Annotated in this window: 17 protein-coding genes; 15 read left to right on the top strand and 2 right to left on the bottom strand. The window is 66.8% G+C overall.

Annotated elements, in window-relative coordinates; translation table 11 throughout:
* The 7 genes from AU187_RS09810 (at position 1) to AU187_RS09780 (ending at position 5317) form a co-directional block, all read left to right on the top strand.
* Positions 1-1254, top strand: coding sequence for a cysteine desulfurase (locus AU187_RS09810; RefSeq protein WP_059166659.1), 1254 nt, complete (start codon positions 1-3; stop codon positions 1252-1254).
* 1 nt (position 1255) lies between these two features.
* Entirely contained in the window at positions 1256-1741 is a 486-nt protein-coding gene (sufU, locus tag AU187_RS09805; protein ID WP_059100003.1) for a Fe-S cluster assembly sulfur transfer protein SufU, read from the top strand.
* Positions 1719-2066, top strand: coding sequence for a metal-sulfur cluster assembly factor (locus AU187_RS09800; protein WP_059100004.1), 348 nt, complete (start codon positions 1719-1721; stop codon positions 2064-2066). The genes sufU and AU187_RS09800 overlap by 23 nt, the downstream gene beginning before the upstream one ends.
* 80 nt (positions 2067-2146) lie before the next feature.
* Positions 2147-2512, top strand: a complete 366-nt coding sequence (trxA, locus tag AU187_RS09795) for a thioredoxin (protein WP_059100005.1) — start codon at positions 2147-2149, stop codon at positions 2510-2512.
* Positions 2513-2539: 27 nt separating this feature from the next.
* Positions 2540-3376 (top strand): enoyl-CoA hydratase, encoded by an 837-nt coding sequence (locus AU187_RS09790; RefSeq protein WP_059100006.1) that lies wholly within the window; start codon positions 2540-2542, stop codon positions 3374-3376.
* A 23-nt stretch (positions 3377-3399) separates the two neighbouring features.
* Entirely contained in the window at positions 3400-5028 is a 1629-nt protein-coding gene (locus AU187_RS09785; RefSeq protein WP_059100007.1) for an ABC-F family ATP-binding cassette domain-containing protein, read from the top strand.
* A gap of 94 nt (positions 5029-5122) precedes the next feature.
* Entirely contained in the window at positions 5123-5317 is a 195-nt protein-coding gene (locus tag AU187_RS09780) for a helix-turn-helix domain-containing protein (protein WP_059100174.1), read from the top strand.
* Here the strand turns inward: AU187_RS09780 and AU187_RS09775 are convergent.
* Together AU187_RS09775 and acnA are read right to left on the bottom strand one after the other, a co-directional pair.
* Entirely contained in the window at positions 5314-5883 is a 570-nt protein-coding gene (locus AU187_RS09775) for a TetR/AcrR family transcriptional regulator (protein ID WP_059100008.1), read from the bottom strand. The two genes, AU187_RS09780 and AU187_RS09775, sit on opposite strands and share 4 nt — an antisense overlap.
* A 13-nt stretch (positions 5884-5896) precedes the next feature.
* Entirely contained in the window at positions 5897-8731 is a 2835-nt protein-coding gene (gene acnA / locus AU187_RS09770; RefSeq protein WP_172800206.1) for an aconitate hydratase AcnA, read from the bottom strand.
* Positions 8732-8891: 160 nt separating this feature from the next.
* Between acnA and AU187_RS09765 the strand changes: the two genes are divergently transcribed.
* The 8 genes from AU187_RS09765 (at position 8892) to fabG1 (ending at position 17052) form a co-directional block, all read left to right on the top strand.
* Positions 8892-9455, top strand: coding sequence for an Rv1476 family membrane protein (locus AU187_RS09765; RefSeq protein ID WP_059100175.1), 564 nt, complete (start codon positions 8892-8894; stop codon positions 9453-9455).
* Positions 9456-9701: 246 nt separating this feature from the next.
* Complete coding sequence (gene ripA / locus AU187_RS09760) at positions 9702-11117, top strand: NlpC/P60 family peptidoglycan endopeptidase RipA (RefSeq protein WP_059100010.1); 1416 nt, start codon at positions 9702-9704, stop codon at positions 11115-11117.
* Between the two features lie 54 nt (positions 11118-11171).
* On the top strand, positions 11172-11879 hold the full coding sequence (gene ripB / locus AU187_RS09755) for an NlpC/P60 family peptidoglycan endopeptidase RipB (RefSeq protein ID WP_082683715.1): 708 nt from the start codon (positions 11172-11174) through the stop codon (positions 11877-11879).
* Positions 11880-12059: 180 nt separating this feature from the next.
* Positions 12060-13211, top strand: coding sequence for a chaperone MoxR1 (gene moxR1 / locus AU187_RS09750; protein WP_059100177.1), 1152 nt, complete (start codon positions 12060-12062; stop codon positions 13209-13211).
* Positions 13208-14155: a DUF58 domain-containing protein gene (locus AU187_RS09745; protein WP_059100011.1), complete on the top strand. Its 948-nt coding sequence runs from the start codon at positions 13208-13210 to the stop codon at positions 14153-14155. Before moxR1 ends, AU187_RS09745 begins: the two co-directional genes overlap by 4 nt.
* A gap of 30 nt (positions 14156-14185) precedes the next feature.
* A complete protein-coding gene (locus AU187_RS09740) occupies positions 14186-15193 on the top strand; it encodes a VWA domain-containing protein (RefSeq protein ID WP_059100012.1) in 1008 nt (335 codons plus the stop codon).
* Between the two features lie 23 nt (positions 15194-15216).
* Positions 15217-16227, top strand: coding sequence for a VWA domain-containing protein (locus tag AU187_RS09735; protein ID WP_059100013.1), 1011 nt, complete (start codon positions 15217-15219; stop codon positions 16225-16227).
* A gap of 57 nt (positions 16228-16284) precedes the next feature.
* A complete protein-coding gene (gene fabG1 / locus AU187_RS09730) occupies positions 16285-17052 on the top strand; it encodes a 3-oxoacyl-ACP reductase FabG1 (RefSeq protein WP_059100014.1) in 768 nt (255 codons plus the stop codon).
* Positions 17053-17061: the final 9 nt, after the last annotated feature.

Genomic DNA, 17061 nt, shown 5'->3' with positions numbered 1-17061 from the left:
GTGACCGCCTCCGTTCGCCCATTGGATCTGGCCGCCATCCGCGCGGACTTCCCGATTCTGAAGAAGCAGATGCGCGGCGGAAACGTGTTGGCGTACCTGGATTCCGGTGCGACGTCGCAACGGCCGCTGCAGGTCCTCGACGCCGAGCGCGAATTCCTGGTCACCTCGTACGGCGCCGTGCACCGCGGCGCTCACCAGTTGATGGAGGAGGCCACCGACGCCTACGAGGAGGGCCGCGCGGACATCGCGGCGTTCGTCGGCGCCGACCCCGATGAGTTGGTGTTCACCAAGAACGCGACCGAGGCGCTCAACCTGGTGTCCTATGCGCTGGGTGACCCTCGCTTCGCAGGCGCCGTCGGCCCGGGTGATGTGATCGTCACGACCGAACTCGAGCATCACGCCAATCTGGTGCCATGGCAGGAGTTGGCGCGTCGCACCGGCGCGACGCTGAGATGGTACGGGGTCACTCCTGACGGCCGCATCGATCTCGACTCACTCCAACTCGACGAGCGCGTCAAAGTCGTTGCGTTCAGCCATCATTCGAACGTGACCGGCGCGCTGGCCCCGGTTGCCGAACTGGTTTCGCGCGCCAAGGCGGTCGGTGCGCTGACCGTGCTCGACGCCTGCCAGTCGGTGCCGCACCAGCCGGTCGACTTCCATGCACTCGACGTCGACTTCGCGGCATTCTCCGGGCACAAGATGTTGGGGCCGACCGGAATCGGTGTGTTGTACGGTCGCGGCGAGCTGCTGAACGCGTTGCCCCCGTTCCTCACCGGCGGGTCGATGATCGAGACCGTCACGATGGAGGAGACGACGTACGCGCCGGCGCCACAGCGCTTCGAGGCGGGTACGCCGATGACGTCGCAAGTGGTCGGGCTGGCCGCTGCCGCGCGGTATCTGCGCGAGGTCGGGATGGACGCCGTCGAAGCGCACGAGGCCGAGCTGGTTGCCGCGGCGCTCGAAGGGCTGACCGCGATCGACGGCGTGCAGATCATCGGGCCGATGTCGTTGGAGAACCGCGGGTCGCCGGTCAGCTTCGTCGTCGACGGCGTGCACGCCCACGATGTGGGGCAGGTGCTCGACGACGAGGGCGTGGCGGTGCGCGTCGGCCACCACTGCGCGTGGCCGCTGCACCGCCGGTTCGGCATCGCGGCCACCGCGCGGGCATCGTTTGCGGTGTACAACACCGTCGAAGAGGTCGATCGGCTGGTGGCGGGTGTCCGTCGGGCCGTGGAATTCTTCGGCAGTGACTGACGTGCGGCTGGAGCAGATCTATCAGGAAGTGATCCTCGATCACTACAAGCACCCGCACAACCGCGGGCTGCGCGAGCCGTTCGACGCGCAGGTGCACCACGTCAATCCCACCTGCGGGGACGAGGTGACGCTGCGGGTGACGTTGTCCGGCGACGGCGAGCAGGTGAACGACATCTCCTATGACGGCCAGGGCTGTTCGATCAGCCAGGCCTCGACGTCCGTGCTGACCGATCAGGTGATCGGGCAAAGCGTCGGAGACGCGTTGAAAACGGTCGCGGCGTTCAGCGAGATGATTTCATCGCGCGGGACGGTCGACGGCGACGAAGATGTGATCGGAGACGGCATCGCGTTCGCCGGTGTCGCGAAGTATCCGGCGCGGGTCAAGTGCGCGCTGCTGGGTTGGATGGCTTTCAAGGACGCGCTGGCTCAAGCCGGCGCTGAATTCGGGACAGAGGAGACGCCAAATGAGCGACACCGCAGTGCCTAACGAGGAACTGTTGTTCGATCTCGAGGAGGCGATGCGCGACGTGGTCGACCCGGAACTCGGGATCAACGTCGTCGACTTAGGCCTGGTCTACGGAATCAACGTCGAGCAGGGGGAGCAGGGCAACGTCGCGTTGATCGACATGACCCTGACGTCGGCCGCGTGCCCGCTGACCGATGTCATCGAGGATCAGTCGCGCACCGCGCTGGTGGGTGCAGGCCTGGTCGACGAGCTGAGGATCAACTGGGTGTGGAACCCGCCGTGGGGACCGGACAAGATCACCGAGGACGGCCGCGAACAGCTTCGGGCGCTCGGCTTCACGGTCTGACGACGGCGATCGGGCGCTGCACCGTTTCGTCGTCCGTAGGCTGGGGAACACCCGGCTGAACACCAGCGTTAGGACACTACGTGGCTACCCAAGACATCACCGCCGAACAATTCAACGACACCATCAACGACAACGAGATCGTGCTGGTGGACTTCTGGGCGTCGTGGTGTGGCCCGTGCAAGGCATTCGCCCCCACGTTCGCGGCGTCCTCCGAGGAGCATCCGGACGTGGTGTACGCCAAGGTCGACACCGAGGCCGAACAGGCGCTGGCGGCGGCCGCCGACATCCGGTCCATTCCGACGTTGATGGCGTTCAAGAAGGGCAAACTGGTGTTCAACCAGGCCGGCGCCTTGCCGCCCGCGGCCCTCGAGGAGCTCGTTCAGCGGGTCAAGGAGTTCGACATCGACGCCGCGATCGCAGCGCAGGACAACGGCCAGCCGGAGTGAAGCCGCGCACGCGATAGCGTGCACTGCGTGAACGAGCGCGCAGACACCGAACAGAGCAACTTCGTCCTGGTCGACCGGCCGCGGCCCGGCGTCGCGCTGGTGACCCTGAACCGGCCGGAACGGATGAACTCCATGGCCTTCGACGTCATGGTGCCGCTCAAGAAGGTGATCGAGGAGCTGACCTGCGACAACTCCGTGCGGGCGGTGGTGCTGACCGGCGCCGGACGCGGCTTTTCCTCCGGCGCCGACCACAAGTCAGCCGGCTCCGTACCGCACATCGACGGGCTGACCCGGCCGACGTTCGCGCTGCGGTCCATGGAGGTGCTCGACGACGTCATCCTGGCCCTGCGCAAGATGCACCAGCCGGTGATCGCCGCGGTCAACGGCGCCGCCATCGGCGGCGGCCTGTGCCTGGCGCTGGCCTGCGACATCCGCGTCGCCGCCGACGGCGCCTACTTTCGCGCGGCGGGTATCAACAACGGTCTGACCGCCAGTGAACTGGGATTGTCCTATCTGCTACCGCGCGCCATCGGCACCTCGCGGGCCTTCGAGCTGATGCTGACCGGCCGCGACGTCGACGCCGCCGAGGCCGAACGCATCGGGCTGGTGTCCCGCGCGGTGCCCGACGACGACCTGCTCGAGGTTTGCTATCAACTCGGTGAGCGCATCGCGACGTTCTCCCGGCCGGGAATCGAGTTGACCAAACGCACACTTTGGAGTGGACTGGACGCCGGTAGCCTGGAAGGGCATATGCAAGCCGAGGGCCTCGGACAACTCTTCGTCCGGTTGCTCACCGCCAACTTCGAAGAAGCGGTGGCAGCGCGCGCCGAGAAACGGGCCCCGGTCTTCACCGACGACAAGTGACGACAAAGTAAGGACAGCACAGCGTGATCACCGCAACGGACCTCGAGGTCCGCGCCGGGGCACGCACGTTGCTGTCCACCGACGGAACCGCGCTTCGGGTGCAGCCCGGCGATCGGATCGGCTTGGTCGGCCGCAACGGCGCAGGCAAGACCACCACGCTGCGCATCCTCGCAGGCGAAAGCGAGCCATACGCGGGAGATATCGCGCGCAACGGCGAAATCGGTTATCTGCCACAGGATCCCAGAGAAGGCGACCTCGACGTGCTCGCTCGTGACCGGGTCCTGTCGGCACGCGGGCTCGACACCTTGCTGGCCGACCTGGAGAAGCAGCAGGTGCTGATGGCCGAGGTCGCCGACGACGCCGCCCGGGACAAGGCCGTCCGCCGGTACGGTCAGCTCGAGGAACGGTTCGCGGCGCTGGGCGGCTATGCCGCCGAGAGCGAGGCGAGCCGGATCTGCGCGAGCCTCGGACTGCCCGAACGCGTCCTGACCCAACCGCTGCGCACGCTGTCCGGCGGTCAGCGCCGCCGCGTAGAACTCGCCCGGATCCTGTTCTCCGCATCCGAGAGCGGTGCTGGATCTTCGACAACGCTGCTGCTCGACGAACCCACCAACCACCTCGATGCCGATTCCATCGGCTGGCTGCGTGACTTCTTACAGCAGCACACCGGCGGTCTGATCGTCATCAGCCACAACGTCGATCTGCTCGCCGATGTGGTGAACCGGGTGTGGTTCCTCGACGCGGTGCGCGGCGAGGTCGACGTCTACAACATGGGTTGGCAGAAGTACCTCGACGCGCGCGCCACCGACGAACAGCGGCGCCGCCGCGAACGCGCCAACGCCGAACGCAAGGCGTCCGCGTTGCGCTCCCAGGCCGCCAAGATGGGCGCCAAGGCCACCAAAGCCGTTGCCGCGCAGAACATGTTGCGACGTGCCGATCGAATGATGGCCGCCCTCGACGAGGAACGCGTCGCCGACAAGGTGGCCCGCATCAAGTTCCCGACGCCCGCGCCGTGCGGACGAACCCCGCTCGTCGCCAAGGGCCTGACGAAGAACTACGGGTCGCTCGAGGTCTTCACCGGTGTCGACCTGGCGATCGACCGCGGCTCACGGGTGGTGGTGCTCGGCCTCAACGGCGCGGGCAAGACCACGCTGCTGCGCCTGCTGGCCGGCGCCGAAACGCCGGATGCCGGTGCGTTGGAACCCGGCCACGGCCTCAAGCTCGGCTATTTCGCCCAGGAACACGACACCCTCGACGACACCGCGACGGTGTGGGAGAACATCCGGCACGCGGCGCCCGACACCGGCGAGCAGGACCTTCGGGGTCTGTTGGGCGCCTTCATGTTCAGCGGACCGCAGCTGGAGCAGCCGGCGGGCACGCTGTCCGGCGGCGAGAAGACACGACTGGCGCTCGCCGGGCTCGTCGCGTCGACCGCGAACGTGCTGTTGCTCGACGAGCCGACGAACAACCTCGATCCCGCGTCACGCGAGCAGGTGCTCGACGCACTGCGCAGCTACGTCGGCGCAGTCGTGCTGGTGACCCACGATCCCGGCGCCGCCGAAGCGTTGGACCCGCAGCGCGTGGTACTGCTTCCCGACGGCACCGAGGATTACTGGTCCGAGGAATACCGCGACCTCATCGAGTTGGCCTGATCCGGCTCTGGAGACCGTTTCGTCATTTTCATCCGCCGTGTGTAACCGGTTCATACGCTGGGTATGCGTCGGGGCATCAAGCGGGGAGGTGCTGATGAAGAAGCTGGACAAGTCGAGAGACCAGTTGCTCAACGAGTTGCGGAGTGCTTACGAGGGTGGCGCGAGTATCCGCACGCTGGTGGCGTCCACCGGCCGATCGTACGGTTCGATCCACAGCATGCTGCGCGAGTCGGGCACCACGATGCGCAGCCGCGGCGGTCCCAACCACCGCAGCAGGCGCGCCAGCTAGTCCGGTCGCTGCCGCACCGATGCCTCGACGAGGTCCAGTACGGCACTGAGCTTTTCGGGATCGTCTCCCGAAGCCAACCGCGCAACCAAACCGTCGAGGACGAGGTCGAGATAGGTCTGCAGCACGGCGCTGGGGACGTCGTCGCGCAGACGGCCCGCCTGTTTCTGCATACGTAACCGCTGATGGGTGGCCGCCGAGAGTTCGGCGGACCGCTCGGACCACCCACGGTGGAACTCGGGGTCGTTGCGGAGCTTTCGCGCGATCTCCAGCCGCGTGGCCAGCCAGTCGAACTGATCGGGCGCAGCGAGCATGTCCCGCATCACTTGGACGAGCCCCTCCCTCGCGGCGACGTCGGCCATCCGCTCGGCATCCTCGCGGGCCAGTTCGAAGAACAGCGTGTCCTTGTCCCGGAAGTGGTGGAAGATGGCGCCGCGCGACAGCCCGATCGTCTGCTCGAGCCGCCGCACGGTCGCCTTGTCGTAGCCGTACTCCGCGAAGCACCGGCGGGCGCCGTCGAGGATCTGCCGACGACGCGCCGCCAGGTGGTCGTCGGTGACCCGGGGCACGCGTGAGTCCCCGCTATGACTTCAGCATGTTGCGCAGCACGTACTGCAGGATGCCGCCGTTGCGGTAGTAGTCCGCCTCGCCGGGGGTGTCGATGCGCACCACCGCGTCGAACTCGACGGTGTCACCATCTTCCTTCGTGGCAGTGACTTTCACCGTCTTGGGCGTCTTACCCTCGTTGAGGTCCTCGATGCCGGTGATGTCGAAGGTCTCGGTACCGTCGAGCTTCAACGACGACGCCGACTCGCCCTCGGGGAACTGCAGCGGAATCACGCCCATGCCGATCAGGTTCGACCGGTGGATCCGCTCGAACGACTCACAGATCACCGCGCGCACGCCCAGCAGCCGGGTGCCCTTGGCAGCCCAGTCCCGCGACGAGCCCGAGCCGTACTCCTTGCCACCCAGGACGACCAGCGGAATATCCTGCGCCGCATAGTTTTGCGCGGCGTCGTAAATGAACGCCTGCTCGCCGCCGTTGGTGAAGTCGCGGGTATAGCCGCCGGACACGTCGTCTAGCAGCTCGTTGCGCAGCCGGATGTTGGCGAACGTGCCGCGGATCATCACCTCGTGGTTGCCGCGCCGGGAGCCGTAAGAGTTGTAATCCTTCTTCTCGACGCCGTTCTCCTCGAGGTACTGCGCGGCGGGGGTGCCGGGCTTGATACTTCCCGCGGGGGAGATGTGGTCGGTGGTGACCGAATCACCCAGCAACGCCAGCACTTTGGCGCCCTTGATGTCGGTCACCGGCTCCGGCTCGGCCGGCATCCCGTCGAAGTACGGCGGCTTGCGCACATAGGTCGAGTCGTCGGCCCACTCGAAGGTGTTGCCGCTCGGGGTCGGCAGGTTACGCCAGCGCTCGTCACCCTTGAACACGTCGGCGTAGTTCTTGGTGAACATCTCGGTGTTGATGGCCGAGGCGATGGTGTCGTCGATGTCCTTCTGCGAGGGCCAGATGTCTTTGAGGAACACCTCGTTGTCATCCGAGTCCTTGCCCAGCGGTTCGTTGTCGAAGTCGAAGTCCATCGTTCCCGCCAGCGCGTAGGCGATGACCAGCGGCGGCGACGCCAGGTAGTTCATCTTCACGTCGGGATTGATGCGGCCTTCGAAGTTGCGGTTACCCGACAACACCGCGGCCACCGACAGATCGGCGTCGTTGACCACCTGCGAGATTTCCTCGGGCAGTGGCCCGCTGTTGCCGATGCAGGTAGTGCAGCCGTAGCCCACCAGATAGAAGCCGAGCTTCTCCAGATACGGCCACAGATCGGCCTTCTCGTAGTAGTCGGTGACGACCTGCGAACCGGGCGCCATCGTCGTCTTCACCCACGGTTTTGTGGTCAGTCCCTTCTCCACGGCGTTCTTGGCGAGCAGCGCCGCGCCGAGCATGACCTCGGGGTTGGACGTGTTGGTGCACGAGGTGATAGCCGCGATGACCACGGCACCGTGGTCGAGGATGAACTCGCCGCGCTCGTCGGACTTGACCTCCACGGGGTTCGTGGGTCGGCCGTTGGATCCCACGGCCGCCGACGGCACCACGGCGTCGTCGTCGGCGAACGCCAGGCTGGACGCCGGGTCACTGGCCGGGAACGTTTCCTCGACGGCCTCGTCGAGTTTGGTGTGCGCGGGAGAGTTGCCATCCTCGACATAGTTGTGAATGGCCTTGCGGAAGGCGTCCTTCGCCTCGTTCAGCGCGATGCGGTCCTGCGGGCGCTTCGGCCCCGCGATCGAGGGCACCACGTCGGAGAGGTCGAGCTCGATGTACTCGGAGAACTTGGGCTCCCGCTTCGGGTCGTGCCACATGCCCTGTTCCTTGGCATAGGCCTCGACCAGAGCGAGCTGCTCGTCGCTGCGCCCGGTCATCCGCAGATAGTCGATGGTGACCGCGTCGATCGGGAAAATGGCTGCGGTCGAACCGAATTCGGGGCTCATGTTCCCCAGGGTGGCGCGGTTGGCCAGCGGCACCTCGGCCACGCCGTCGCCGTAGAACTCGACGAACTTGCCGACCACGCCGTGCTTGCGGAGCATCTCGGTAACGGTGAGCACCACGTCGGTGGCGGTCACCCCGGGTTGGCGCTCACCGGTCAGCTTGAACCCGACCACCCGGGGGATGAGCATCGACACCGGTTGGCCCAGCATCGCGGCCTCGGCCTCGATGCCGCCGACGCCCCACCCCAGCACGCCCAGGCCGTTGACCATCGTGGTGTGGCTGTCGGTGCCGACGCAGGTGTCGGGGTAGGCAGTCACTGTCCCGTGCGCGTCCTCGCGGGACCACACCACCCGCGCCAGGTACTCGATGTTGACCTGGTGCACGATCCCGGTCCCCGGCGGGACCACCTTGAAGTCGTCGAAGGCGCCCTGTCCCCAGCGCAGGAACTGATAGCGCTCGCCGTTGCGCTCGTACTCGATCTCGACGTTGCGTTCGAACGCGTCTTCGCGGCCGAACAGGTCGGCGATCACGGAGTGGTCGATCACCAGGTCGGCGGGGGCGAGCGGATTGACCTTGTCGGGGTCTCCGCCCAGGTCGCCGATCGCTTCCCGCATGGTGGCGAGATCGACGATGCACGGCACACCGGTGAAGTCCTGCATCACCACCCGGGCCGGGGTGAACTGGATCTCCACGCTGGGCTCTGCTTCGGGATCCCACTTGGCGAGCGCCTCGATGTGGTCTTTCGTGATGTTCTTGCCGTCCTCGGTGCGCAGCAGGTTCTCGGCCAGAACTTTCAGGCTGTAGGGCAGCTTCTCGGTGCCCTTAACCGCATCGAGGCGGTAGATCTCGTAGCTCTTGTCGCCGACCTTCAGGGTGTCGCGGGCATCAAAAGAGTTCAAGGACGATTGGGCGTTATTACCTTTGCTCACATCAACTCCCGGCTAGTTCTCGCAGCCGACGGGCTGTGTCGGCCGCGTTCCAACTCTAACAGTACGCTTGTCCTGCAAAACAATCAGGGTCGGTCTTCAGTCTTGTCCTCGCCTGCGCGTGCTGTCACCCCGCTGGGTACCCATCACGTACGGTTCTCTCGTGACCGGACCGCATGTGCTTCCGTCTCTGCCGGCATACATACCGCCCGACGTCTGTGGGCCGGTCGGCCGAGACCCCGCGACCACGCCCGTCGACACGTGCATGAACCTCGTCATCGATGACGTCCGCGACGACGGCGTGAGCGCCTCGCCCACGCCGGAGAACGAAGGCCTGCCCGGGGTGGTCGACGAGGCTGCGCAGCAGGGCATCGACCTCAAGATCGTCGTCGTCGACCAGAACCCGCCGGTCGACACGCCACTGCGCGATATCGCGACCGAGGTGGGACAGGCGTTTCCCGGGTCGACCGTGCTGGTGCTCAGCCCCAGCGAGTCGGGTTCGTTCAGCACCACTTTCGACCGGGTCACGCTGGAAGCCGGTCAGGATGTCGCCGAAGGCCGTGGCGCGGTTCAGGGTTCGAAGAATTTTCTCAGCGAGTTGACGACACCGGACTTTCCGTGGACGGCGTTGACCATTGTGGTGGTTCTGGGAGTCATTGCGGCCGTTATCGGTACGCGACTTTTGCAAATTCGCAGCAGGCGCACCGAGACCCGCGCGCAGTCCTGAATACGCAGCGCAACAGCGGTTTTGGCGCCGGAGCGCGGCGACCCCGTAGGTAGTGAAGTCACGGCTCGATAACACTACATTCAATTACAAACTTGTAATTTGTGACTTGAGTTTCTTTGGCGTCAGATGTGACGTACGGTGCAATCGGTAACTGTGTTGTAGATGTGCATTTTGTGACTAATGCGCACAGTGACCCGACGAATGTGTCCGCACGTTCGCCTGAGAGCCATAGGAGAACTGAGTCGGATGAGACCCATCACTCGCGCATTGGCCACTTGGCCGTGTGAACGGTTCTGCGCGGCTCTGCTCGCGGCGGTCGTGCTGCTAGCCACCCCCGGCCTGGCCGTGGCGCAACCCAGCAGCCCCGACAGCCTTGCCGCACTCGTCGCCGCCGTCGCCGAAGCGGATCAGAAGTTGCAGGACCTCGGCGCCGCGATTCAGCAACAGCAGGAGAGCGTCAACAAGGCGATCCTCGACGTGCAGAACGCCCGGGAGAACGCCGATGCCGCACAGCGCGAGGTCGACGCGAGCAGACAGCGTGTCCAAGACGCCAACATCGCAATCGAGCAGGCGCAGAAGCGGTTCGACTCGTTCGCGGCCGCGACATACGTCAACGGCCCTTCCGACTCGTACCTGACCGCGAGTGATCCCGCGGAGATCGTCAAGACCGCCGCGGTCGGGCAGACGTTGACGCTCAGCTCGCAGAAGGTCATCGCCGATCTGCAGCGGGCCCGCACCGAGCAGGTCAACCGCGACTCCGCGGTGCGACTGGCCAAGCAGAACGCCGACAAGGCCGTCGCCGACGCCGAAGCCAGCCAGCGCTCGGCGGTGTCGGCACTCACCGACGCGCAGGAGACGTTCCGCTCTCAACAGGCCCAACTCGACAAGCTGACCGCCGAGCGCGCCGCCGCGCAGGCGAAGCTCGCGCAGGCGCGCACCGCGTCCGCGCCGGCGGCGGACGCCCCCGCGGCACCGGCGGCGGCCGCGGCCCCGGCGAACGACAACTGGGACCGCGCACCGCAGGGCCGGGATCCGGGCACCGGCAACTGGGCCGGGCCGTGGGACCCGACGCTGCCCGCGATTCCCAGCGCCTTCGTCAGCGGTGATCCGATCGCGATCATCAACGCGGTGCTCGGAATCGCGTCGACGTCGGCGCAGGTGACCCAGGACATGGGCCGCAAGTTCCTGCAGTCGCTGGGACTGCTGCCCACTCCGACCGGCTACACCAACGCTCCCGGCGCGATTCCCCGGGTCTACGGCAGGCAGGCCACCGAGTACGTGATCAAGCGGGCCATGTCGCAGCTCGGCGTGCCGTACTCGTGGGGCGGCGGCAACGCCGCCGGCCCGAGCCGGGGCATCGACTCCGGCGCGGGCACAGTCGGATTCGACTGCTCGGGCCTGATGCTCTACGCGTTCGCCGGTGTCGGCATCAAGCTCGACCACTACTCCGGTTCGCAGTACAACGCCGGACGTAAGGTCCCGTCGTCGCAGATGCGGCGTGGCGACATGCTGTTCTGGGGCCCCAACGCCAGCCAGCATGTGGCCCTCTATCTCGGCGACGGACAGATGCTCGAAGCGCCCTACACCGGATCGGTGGTGAAGGTGTCACCGGTGCGCACCAGCGGCATGACCCCGTACGCGACTCGTCTCATCGAATGGTGACGGCTCAAGGAGATTCGAAAGAGATTTGAAAGAGATAAAGAGATTAGGAATACCTTGCGCTCCAAGCTGACTCGCTTCCTCGGCGGTTGCGCGCTCCTGCTCGCCGCGGTTGCGCTGACTGTCGGACTGGCCACGCCCGCCGCCTCGGCGCCCGGCGACGGTCAGTGGGACCCCACGTTGCCCAAGCTGCTCAGCGCCGGCGCGCCGGGCGATCCGCTCGCGATCGCCAATGCATCGCTCGCCGCGACCGCGCAGGCCACCGAAGTCACGATGAACCTGGGCCGCAAGTTCCTGTCCACGCTGGGCCTCGCGCCCCCGGAGGCGGCGACGGCCGGCGTCGCGCCGGGACGGGTCCGCGGGCCGCAGGCCATCGAGTATGTGATCCGCCGGGGCGCCTCGCAGATGGGCGTGCCGTACTCGTGGGGCGGTGGCAAGCCGAACGGACCCAGCCGCGGTATCGACTCGGGCGCCAACACCGTCGGATTCGACTGCTCGGGCTTCACCCAGTTCTCGTTCGCGGGTGTGGGCGTGCTGATCCCCAAGTACTCAGGCGACCAGTACGACACCGGCCGCAAGGTGCCGACGTCGCAGGCCAAGCGCGGGGACCTGCTGTTCTGGGGGCCCGGCGGCAGCCAGCACGTCGCCCTCTACCTCGGCGGTGGCCAGATGCTGGAGGCCTCGAGCAACTCCGGGAAGGTCACGGTGAGCCCGGTGCGCCACTCGGGCCTGCAGCCGTACGTGGCGCGCATCATCGAGTCCTGAGCCCGAACCTGAGCGGAGCCTTAGCCGAACCTGAGGGCGCTTGTTGAATTCTTTTCGCGCACGCGCTCATCGTCGGGCAACGTCGACGGATTTCGCGGTGCCTGGAATAGTTGACGGCGAGCGTGCGGCCCGGACCGGCCAGCGCCGCTATGACCAGCGAGTTATGTGGAAGGAACGTTGATGACGTCACCGAGTGGGCCGCCGCAGGGCGCTGCAGGTTATCCCGGCCAGGCACCGGCGCAGGGATACCAGGGCTCGCATGCCGCGCCGGCGACCAACCCGGCCTCCAATAACGGCGGTCTGCAGCAGGAGGTCCACACGCTGGAGCGGGCCGTCTTCGAGGTCAAGCGGATCATCGTCGGTCAGGACCAACTGGTCGAGCGCATGCTGGTCGGCCTGCTCGCCAAGGGCCATGTGCTTCTCGAGGGTGTGCCCGGCGTCGCCAAGACGCTGGCCGTCGAGACCTTCGCCAAGGTGGTGGGTGGCACGTTCGCGCGCATCCAGTTCACGCCCGACCTGGTACCCACCGACATCATCGGTACCCGTATCTACCGGGTGGGCAAGGAGGAGTTCGACATCGAGCTCGGCCCCGTGGTGGTCAACTTCCTGCTCGCCGACGAGATCAACCGCGCCCCGGCGAAGGTGCAGTCGGCGCTGCTGGAGGTCATGGCCGAGCGCAAGATCTCGATCGGCGGCAAGACCTTCCCGCTGCCCCAGCCGTTCCTGGTGATGGCCACCCAGAACCCGATCGAGCAGGAGGGCGTGTACGCACTGCCCGAAGCTCAGCGCGACCGCTTCCTGTTCAAACTCAACATCGACTACCCCTCGCCCGAGGAAGAGCGCGAGATCATCTACCGGATGGGGGTCAAGCCGCCGGAGCCCAAGCAGATTCTGGCGCCGGGTGACCTGCTGAGACTGCAGGAGGTGGCGGCCAACAACTTCGTGCACCATGCTCTCGTCGATTACGTCGTCCGGGTGGTGACCGCGACCCGGCAGCCGGAGAAGTTCGGAATGCCCGACGCCAAGGCCTGGATCGCCTACGGCGCGTCACCGCGCGCATCGCTCGGCATCATCGCGGCGGCCCGGGCGCTGGCGCTGGTGCGCGGGCGTGACTACGTGATCCCGCAGGACGTCGTCGAGGTCATCCCCGACGTGCTGCGGCATCGGCTGGTGCTGACCTACGACGCGTTGGCCGACGAGATCTCCGCCGAGACGGTGATCACCCGGATCCTGCAGACCGTGGCCCTGCCGCAGGTGAATGCGATTCCGCAGCAAGGTCATTCGGTGCCGCCCGTCGTGCCCGCCGCCGCAGGTGCGGCCAGCAATCGGTGACCACTTCCGGCCGCAACGTCGATCTGCCGTCGCTCAAGCGGGGGGAGATCCGTGACCCTGCGCTGACGGCGGCGCTTCGCAAGCTCGAGTTGACGGTGCGGCGCAAGCTCGACGGCGTCCTGCACGGCGACCACCTCGGCCTGCTTCCGGGTCCCGGTTCGGAGCCGGGGGAGTCGCGGCTCTATCAGCCCGGTGACGACGTGCGCAGGATGGACTGGTCGGTCACGGCCCGCACCACCCATCCGCATGTGCGACAGATGATCGCCGACCGCGAGCTCGAAACATGGTTGGTGGTCGACATGTCGGCCAGCCTCGATTTCGGCACGACCGGTTGCGAGAAGCGTGACCTCGCGGTGGCCGCCGCGGCGGCGATCACGTTCCTCAACAGCGGCGGAGGCAACCGGATCGGCGCGATCATCGCCAACGGCGACACCGTGCGGCGGGTGCCGGCATTGTCGGGCCGGATGCACGAGCAGGAGATGCTGCGCGCGATCGCGACGATGCCCAAGGCGCCGACGGGCGTTCGCGGCGACCTGGCCGCCGCGATCGACGCCCTGCGCCGGCCTGAGCGTCGTCGCGGCATGGCGGTGATCATCAGCGACTTCCTCGGCCCGATCAACTGGATGCGGCCGCTGCGGGCGATCGCCGGTCGCCACGAGGTGCTCGGCATCGAGATCCTCGATCCGCGCGACGTCGAGCTGCCACCGGTCGGCGACGTCGTCCTGCAGGACGCCGAGACCGGCGCCACCCGCGAGTTCACCATCGACGAACAGTTGCGCGACGACTTCGAACGGGCCGCGGCCGCCCACCGCGCAGAGGTGGCGAGGACGCTGCGGCGATGCGACGCCCCGCTGTTGACGTTGCGCACCGACCGTGACTGGATCGCCGACGTCGTCCGGTTCGTCGCCAACCGCAGGCGTGGCGCCCTGGCAGGCCGTGTCTAGATCGGATCGTCGCGAAATGATTAGGCGCACATGACTTTGCCGTTGCTCGGACCGATGACGCTGTCGGGCTTCGAAAACGCCTGGTTCTTCCTGTTCCTGCTCGCGGTACTCGGGATCGTCGGGCTCTACATCGTCGTCCAGCTGGCCCGGCACCGGCGGATGTTGCGGTTCGCCAACATGGCATTGCTGGAAAGCGTTGCGCCCAAACGCGCTACGCGCTGGCGGCATGTGCCCGCGATCCTGCTCGTGATCGCTCTGGTGTTCCTCACGGTGGCGATGGCCGGTCCGACGCACGACGTGCGCATACCGCGTAACCGCGCGGTGGTGATGCTCGTCATGGACGTGTCGCAGTCGATGCGGGCCACCGACGTCGCACCGAACCGCATGGCCGCGGCCCAGGAGGCGTCCAAACAGTTCGCCGACGAGCTCACCCCGGGTATCAACCTCGGGCTGATCTCGTACGCCGGCACGGCGACCGTGCTGGTGTCGCCGACCACCGGACGTGAGGCCACCAAGGCCGCGATCGACAAACTGCAGTTCGCCGACCGCACGGCCACCGGTGAGGGCATTTTCACTGCGCTGCAGGCGATCGCCACGGTCGGTGCGGTGATCGGCGGCGGCGACGAACCGCCGCCGGCACGCATCGTGTTGTTCTCCGACGGCAAGGAGACCGTGCCGTCGAACCCCGACAACCCCAAGGGCGCCTACACCGCCGCCCGCACCGCGAAGGATCAGGGCGTGCCGATCTCGACGATCTCGTTCGGCACCCCCTACGGCTACGTGGAGATCAACGACCAACGGCAGCCGGTGCCCGTCGACGACGAAATGCTCAAGAAGATCGCCGATCTGTCCGGCGGTGAGGCGTACACCGCGTCCAGCCTCGAACAGCTGCGGGAGGTCTACGCCAACCTGCAGCAGCAGATCGGCTACGAGACGATCAGGGGCGACGCGAGTGTCGGCTGGCTGCGGCTCGGAGCGTTGGCGCTCGCGCTGGCGACGCTGGCGGCGCTGTTCATCAACCGCCGGCTGCCGAACTGACTCGCAAGGGATGACCAGCTGACATGACGCTTCCGCTGCTCGGGCCGGTATCGCTGACGGGATTTCAGCACATCTGGTGGTTTCTGCTGTTCCTGGTCATCCTGCTGGCGCTGGTCGGGTTGTACGTCGCGGCCCAATTCGCTCGGCGCCGGCGACTGCAGCAGTTCGCCAACACCGAGTCGCTGGACAGTGTGGCGCCGAAGCGCCCCAGCCCGTGGCGGCACGTTCCCGCGGCGCTGCTGGCAATCGCGTTGCTGCTGTGCACGATTGCGTTGGCCGGGCCCACCCACGACCAACGGCTGCCGCGCAACCGTGCGGTGGTGATGCTGGCGATCGACGTGTCGCAATCCATGCGCGCCACCGACGTCGAGCCCAGCCGGCTGGCCGCCGCGCAGGAGGCGTCGAAGAAGTTCGTCGACGAGCTCACCCCGGGCATCAACCTGGGAGTGATCGCCTATGCCGGCACCGCCACGGTGTTGGTGTCGCCGACCACCAACCGCGACGCGAGCCGGCGCGCCATCGACAATCTGCAGGTGGCCGACCGCACCGCCACCGGTGAGGCCATCTTCACCGCGCTCTCGTCGATCTCCACCGTCGGGGCGGTGATCGGTGGCGGCGACGAACCGCCGCCCGCGCGCATCGTGCTGTTCTCCGACGGCAAGGAGACCGTCCCGTCGAATCCGGACAATCCGAAGGGCGCCTTCACCGCGGCGCGGGCCGCCAAGGACCAGGGTGTGCCGATCTCCACGATCTCCTTCGGCACTCCCAACGGGTCGGTCGAGGTCAACAACGAGCGGGTCCCGGTGCCGGTCGACGACGAGGGCATGAAGAAGATCGCCGAGCTTTCCGGTGGCGACGCCTACACCGCCTCCAACCTCGACGAGCTGAACAAGGTGTACGAAACCCTCCAGGACCAGATCGGCTACGAGACCGTGCGCGGCGAGGCCACCAGCGGCTGGCTGCGGCTCGGCGCTCTGGTCGCTGCGGCCGCGGCGGTGGCGAGCCTGCTGATCAACCGTCGGTTGCCGCTCTGAAGACGTCGAACTAAGGCGATTTCTTAGAAATGACGTCCAGACGATAGGTTGGCGGGCATGACAGTGACCGATGATTCGGCCGACACCGCCGGCCAAACGGCTGGTGGCCGTCCGCCTTTCGTCTCGCGCTCGGTGCTGGTGACCGGTGGCAACCGAGGCATCGGTCTGGCCATTGCTCAGCGGCTCGCCGCCGACGGCCACAAGGTCGCCGTCACCCACCGCGGTTCCGGAGCCCCGGAGGGCCTGTTCGGGGTGGTGTGCGACGTCACCGACAACGACGCCGTCGACCGCGCGTTCAAAGAGGTCGAAGAGCATCAGGGCGCCGTCGAGGTGCTGGTGTCCAATGCCGGGATCTCCAAGGATGCGTTTCTCATGCGGATGACCGAGGAGCGGTTCACCGAGGTCATCAACGCCAACCTCACCGGAGCGTTCCGGGTGGCCCAGCGGGCCTCGCGCAGCATGCAGCGCAAGCGCTTCGGCCGGATCATCTTCATCGGCTCCGTGTCGGGTATGTGGGGGATCGGCAACCAGGCCAACTATGCGGCCGCCAAGGCGGGCTTGATCGGCATGGCCCGCTCGATCTCCCGGGAGCTGTCCAAGGCCAACGTCACCGCCAACGTGGTGGCTCCCGGCTACATCGACACCGAGATGACCCGGGCGCTCGATGAGCGGATTCAGCAGGGGGCGTTGGAGTTCATCCCCGCGAAGCGGGTCGGCACCGCCGAGGATGTCGCCGGGGCGGTGAGCTTCCTGGCGTCCGAGGACGCGAACTACATCGCCGGTGCCGTCATCCCGGTCGACGGCGGCATGGGCATGGGCCATTAGAAGACACGG

Origin of the sequence: Mycobacterium sp. IS-1556 (assembly GCF_001499985.1) — a bacterium.
Classification (GTDB): Bacteria; Actinomycetota; Actinomycetes; order Mycobacteriales; family Mycobacteriaceae; genus Mycobacterium.
Note: the sequence above shows the minus strand (reverse complement) of the source record. Positions and strands in the feature narration are given on the sequence as shown.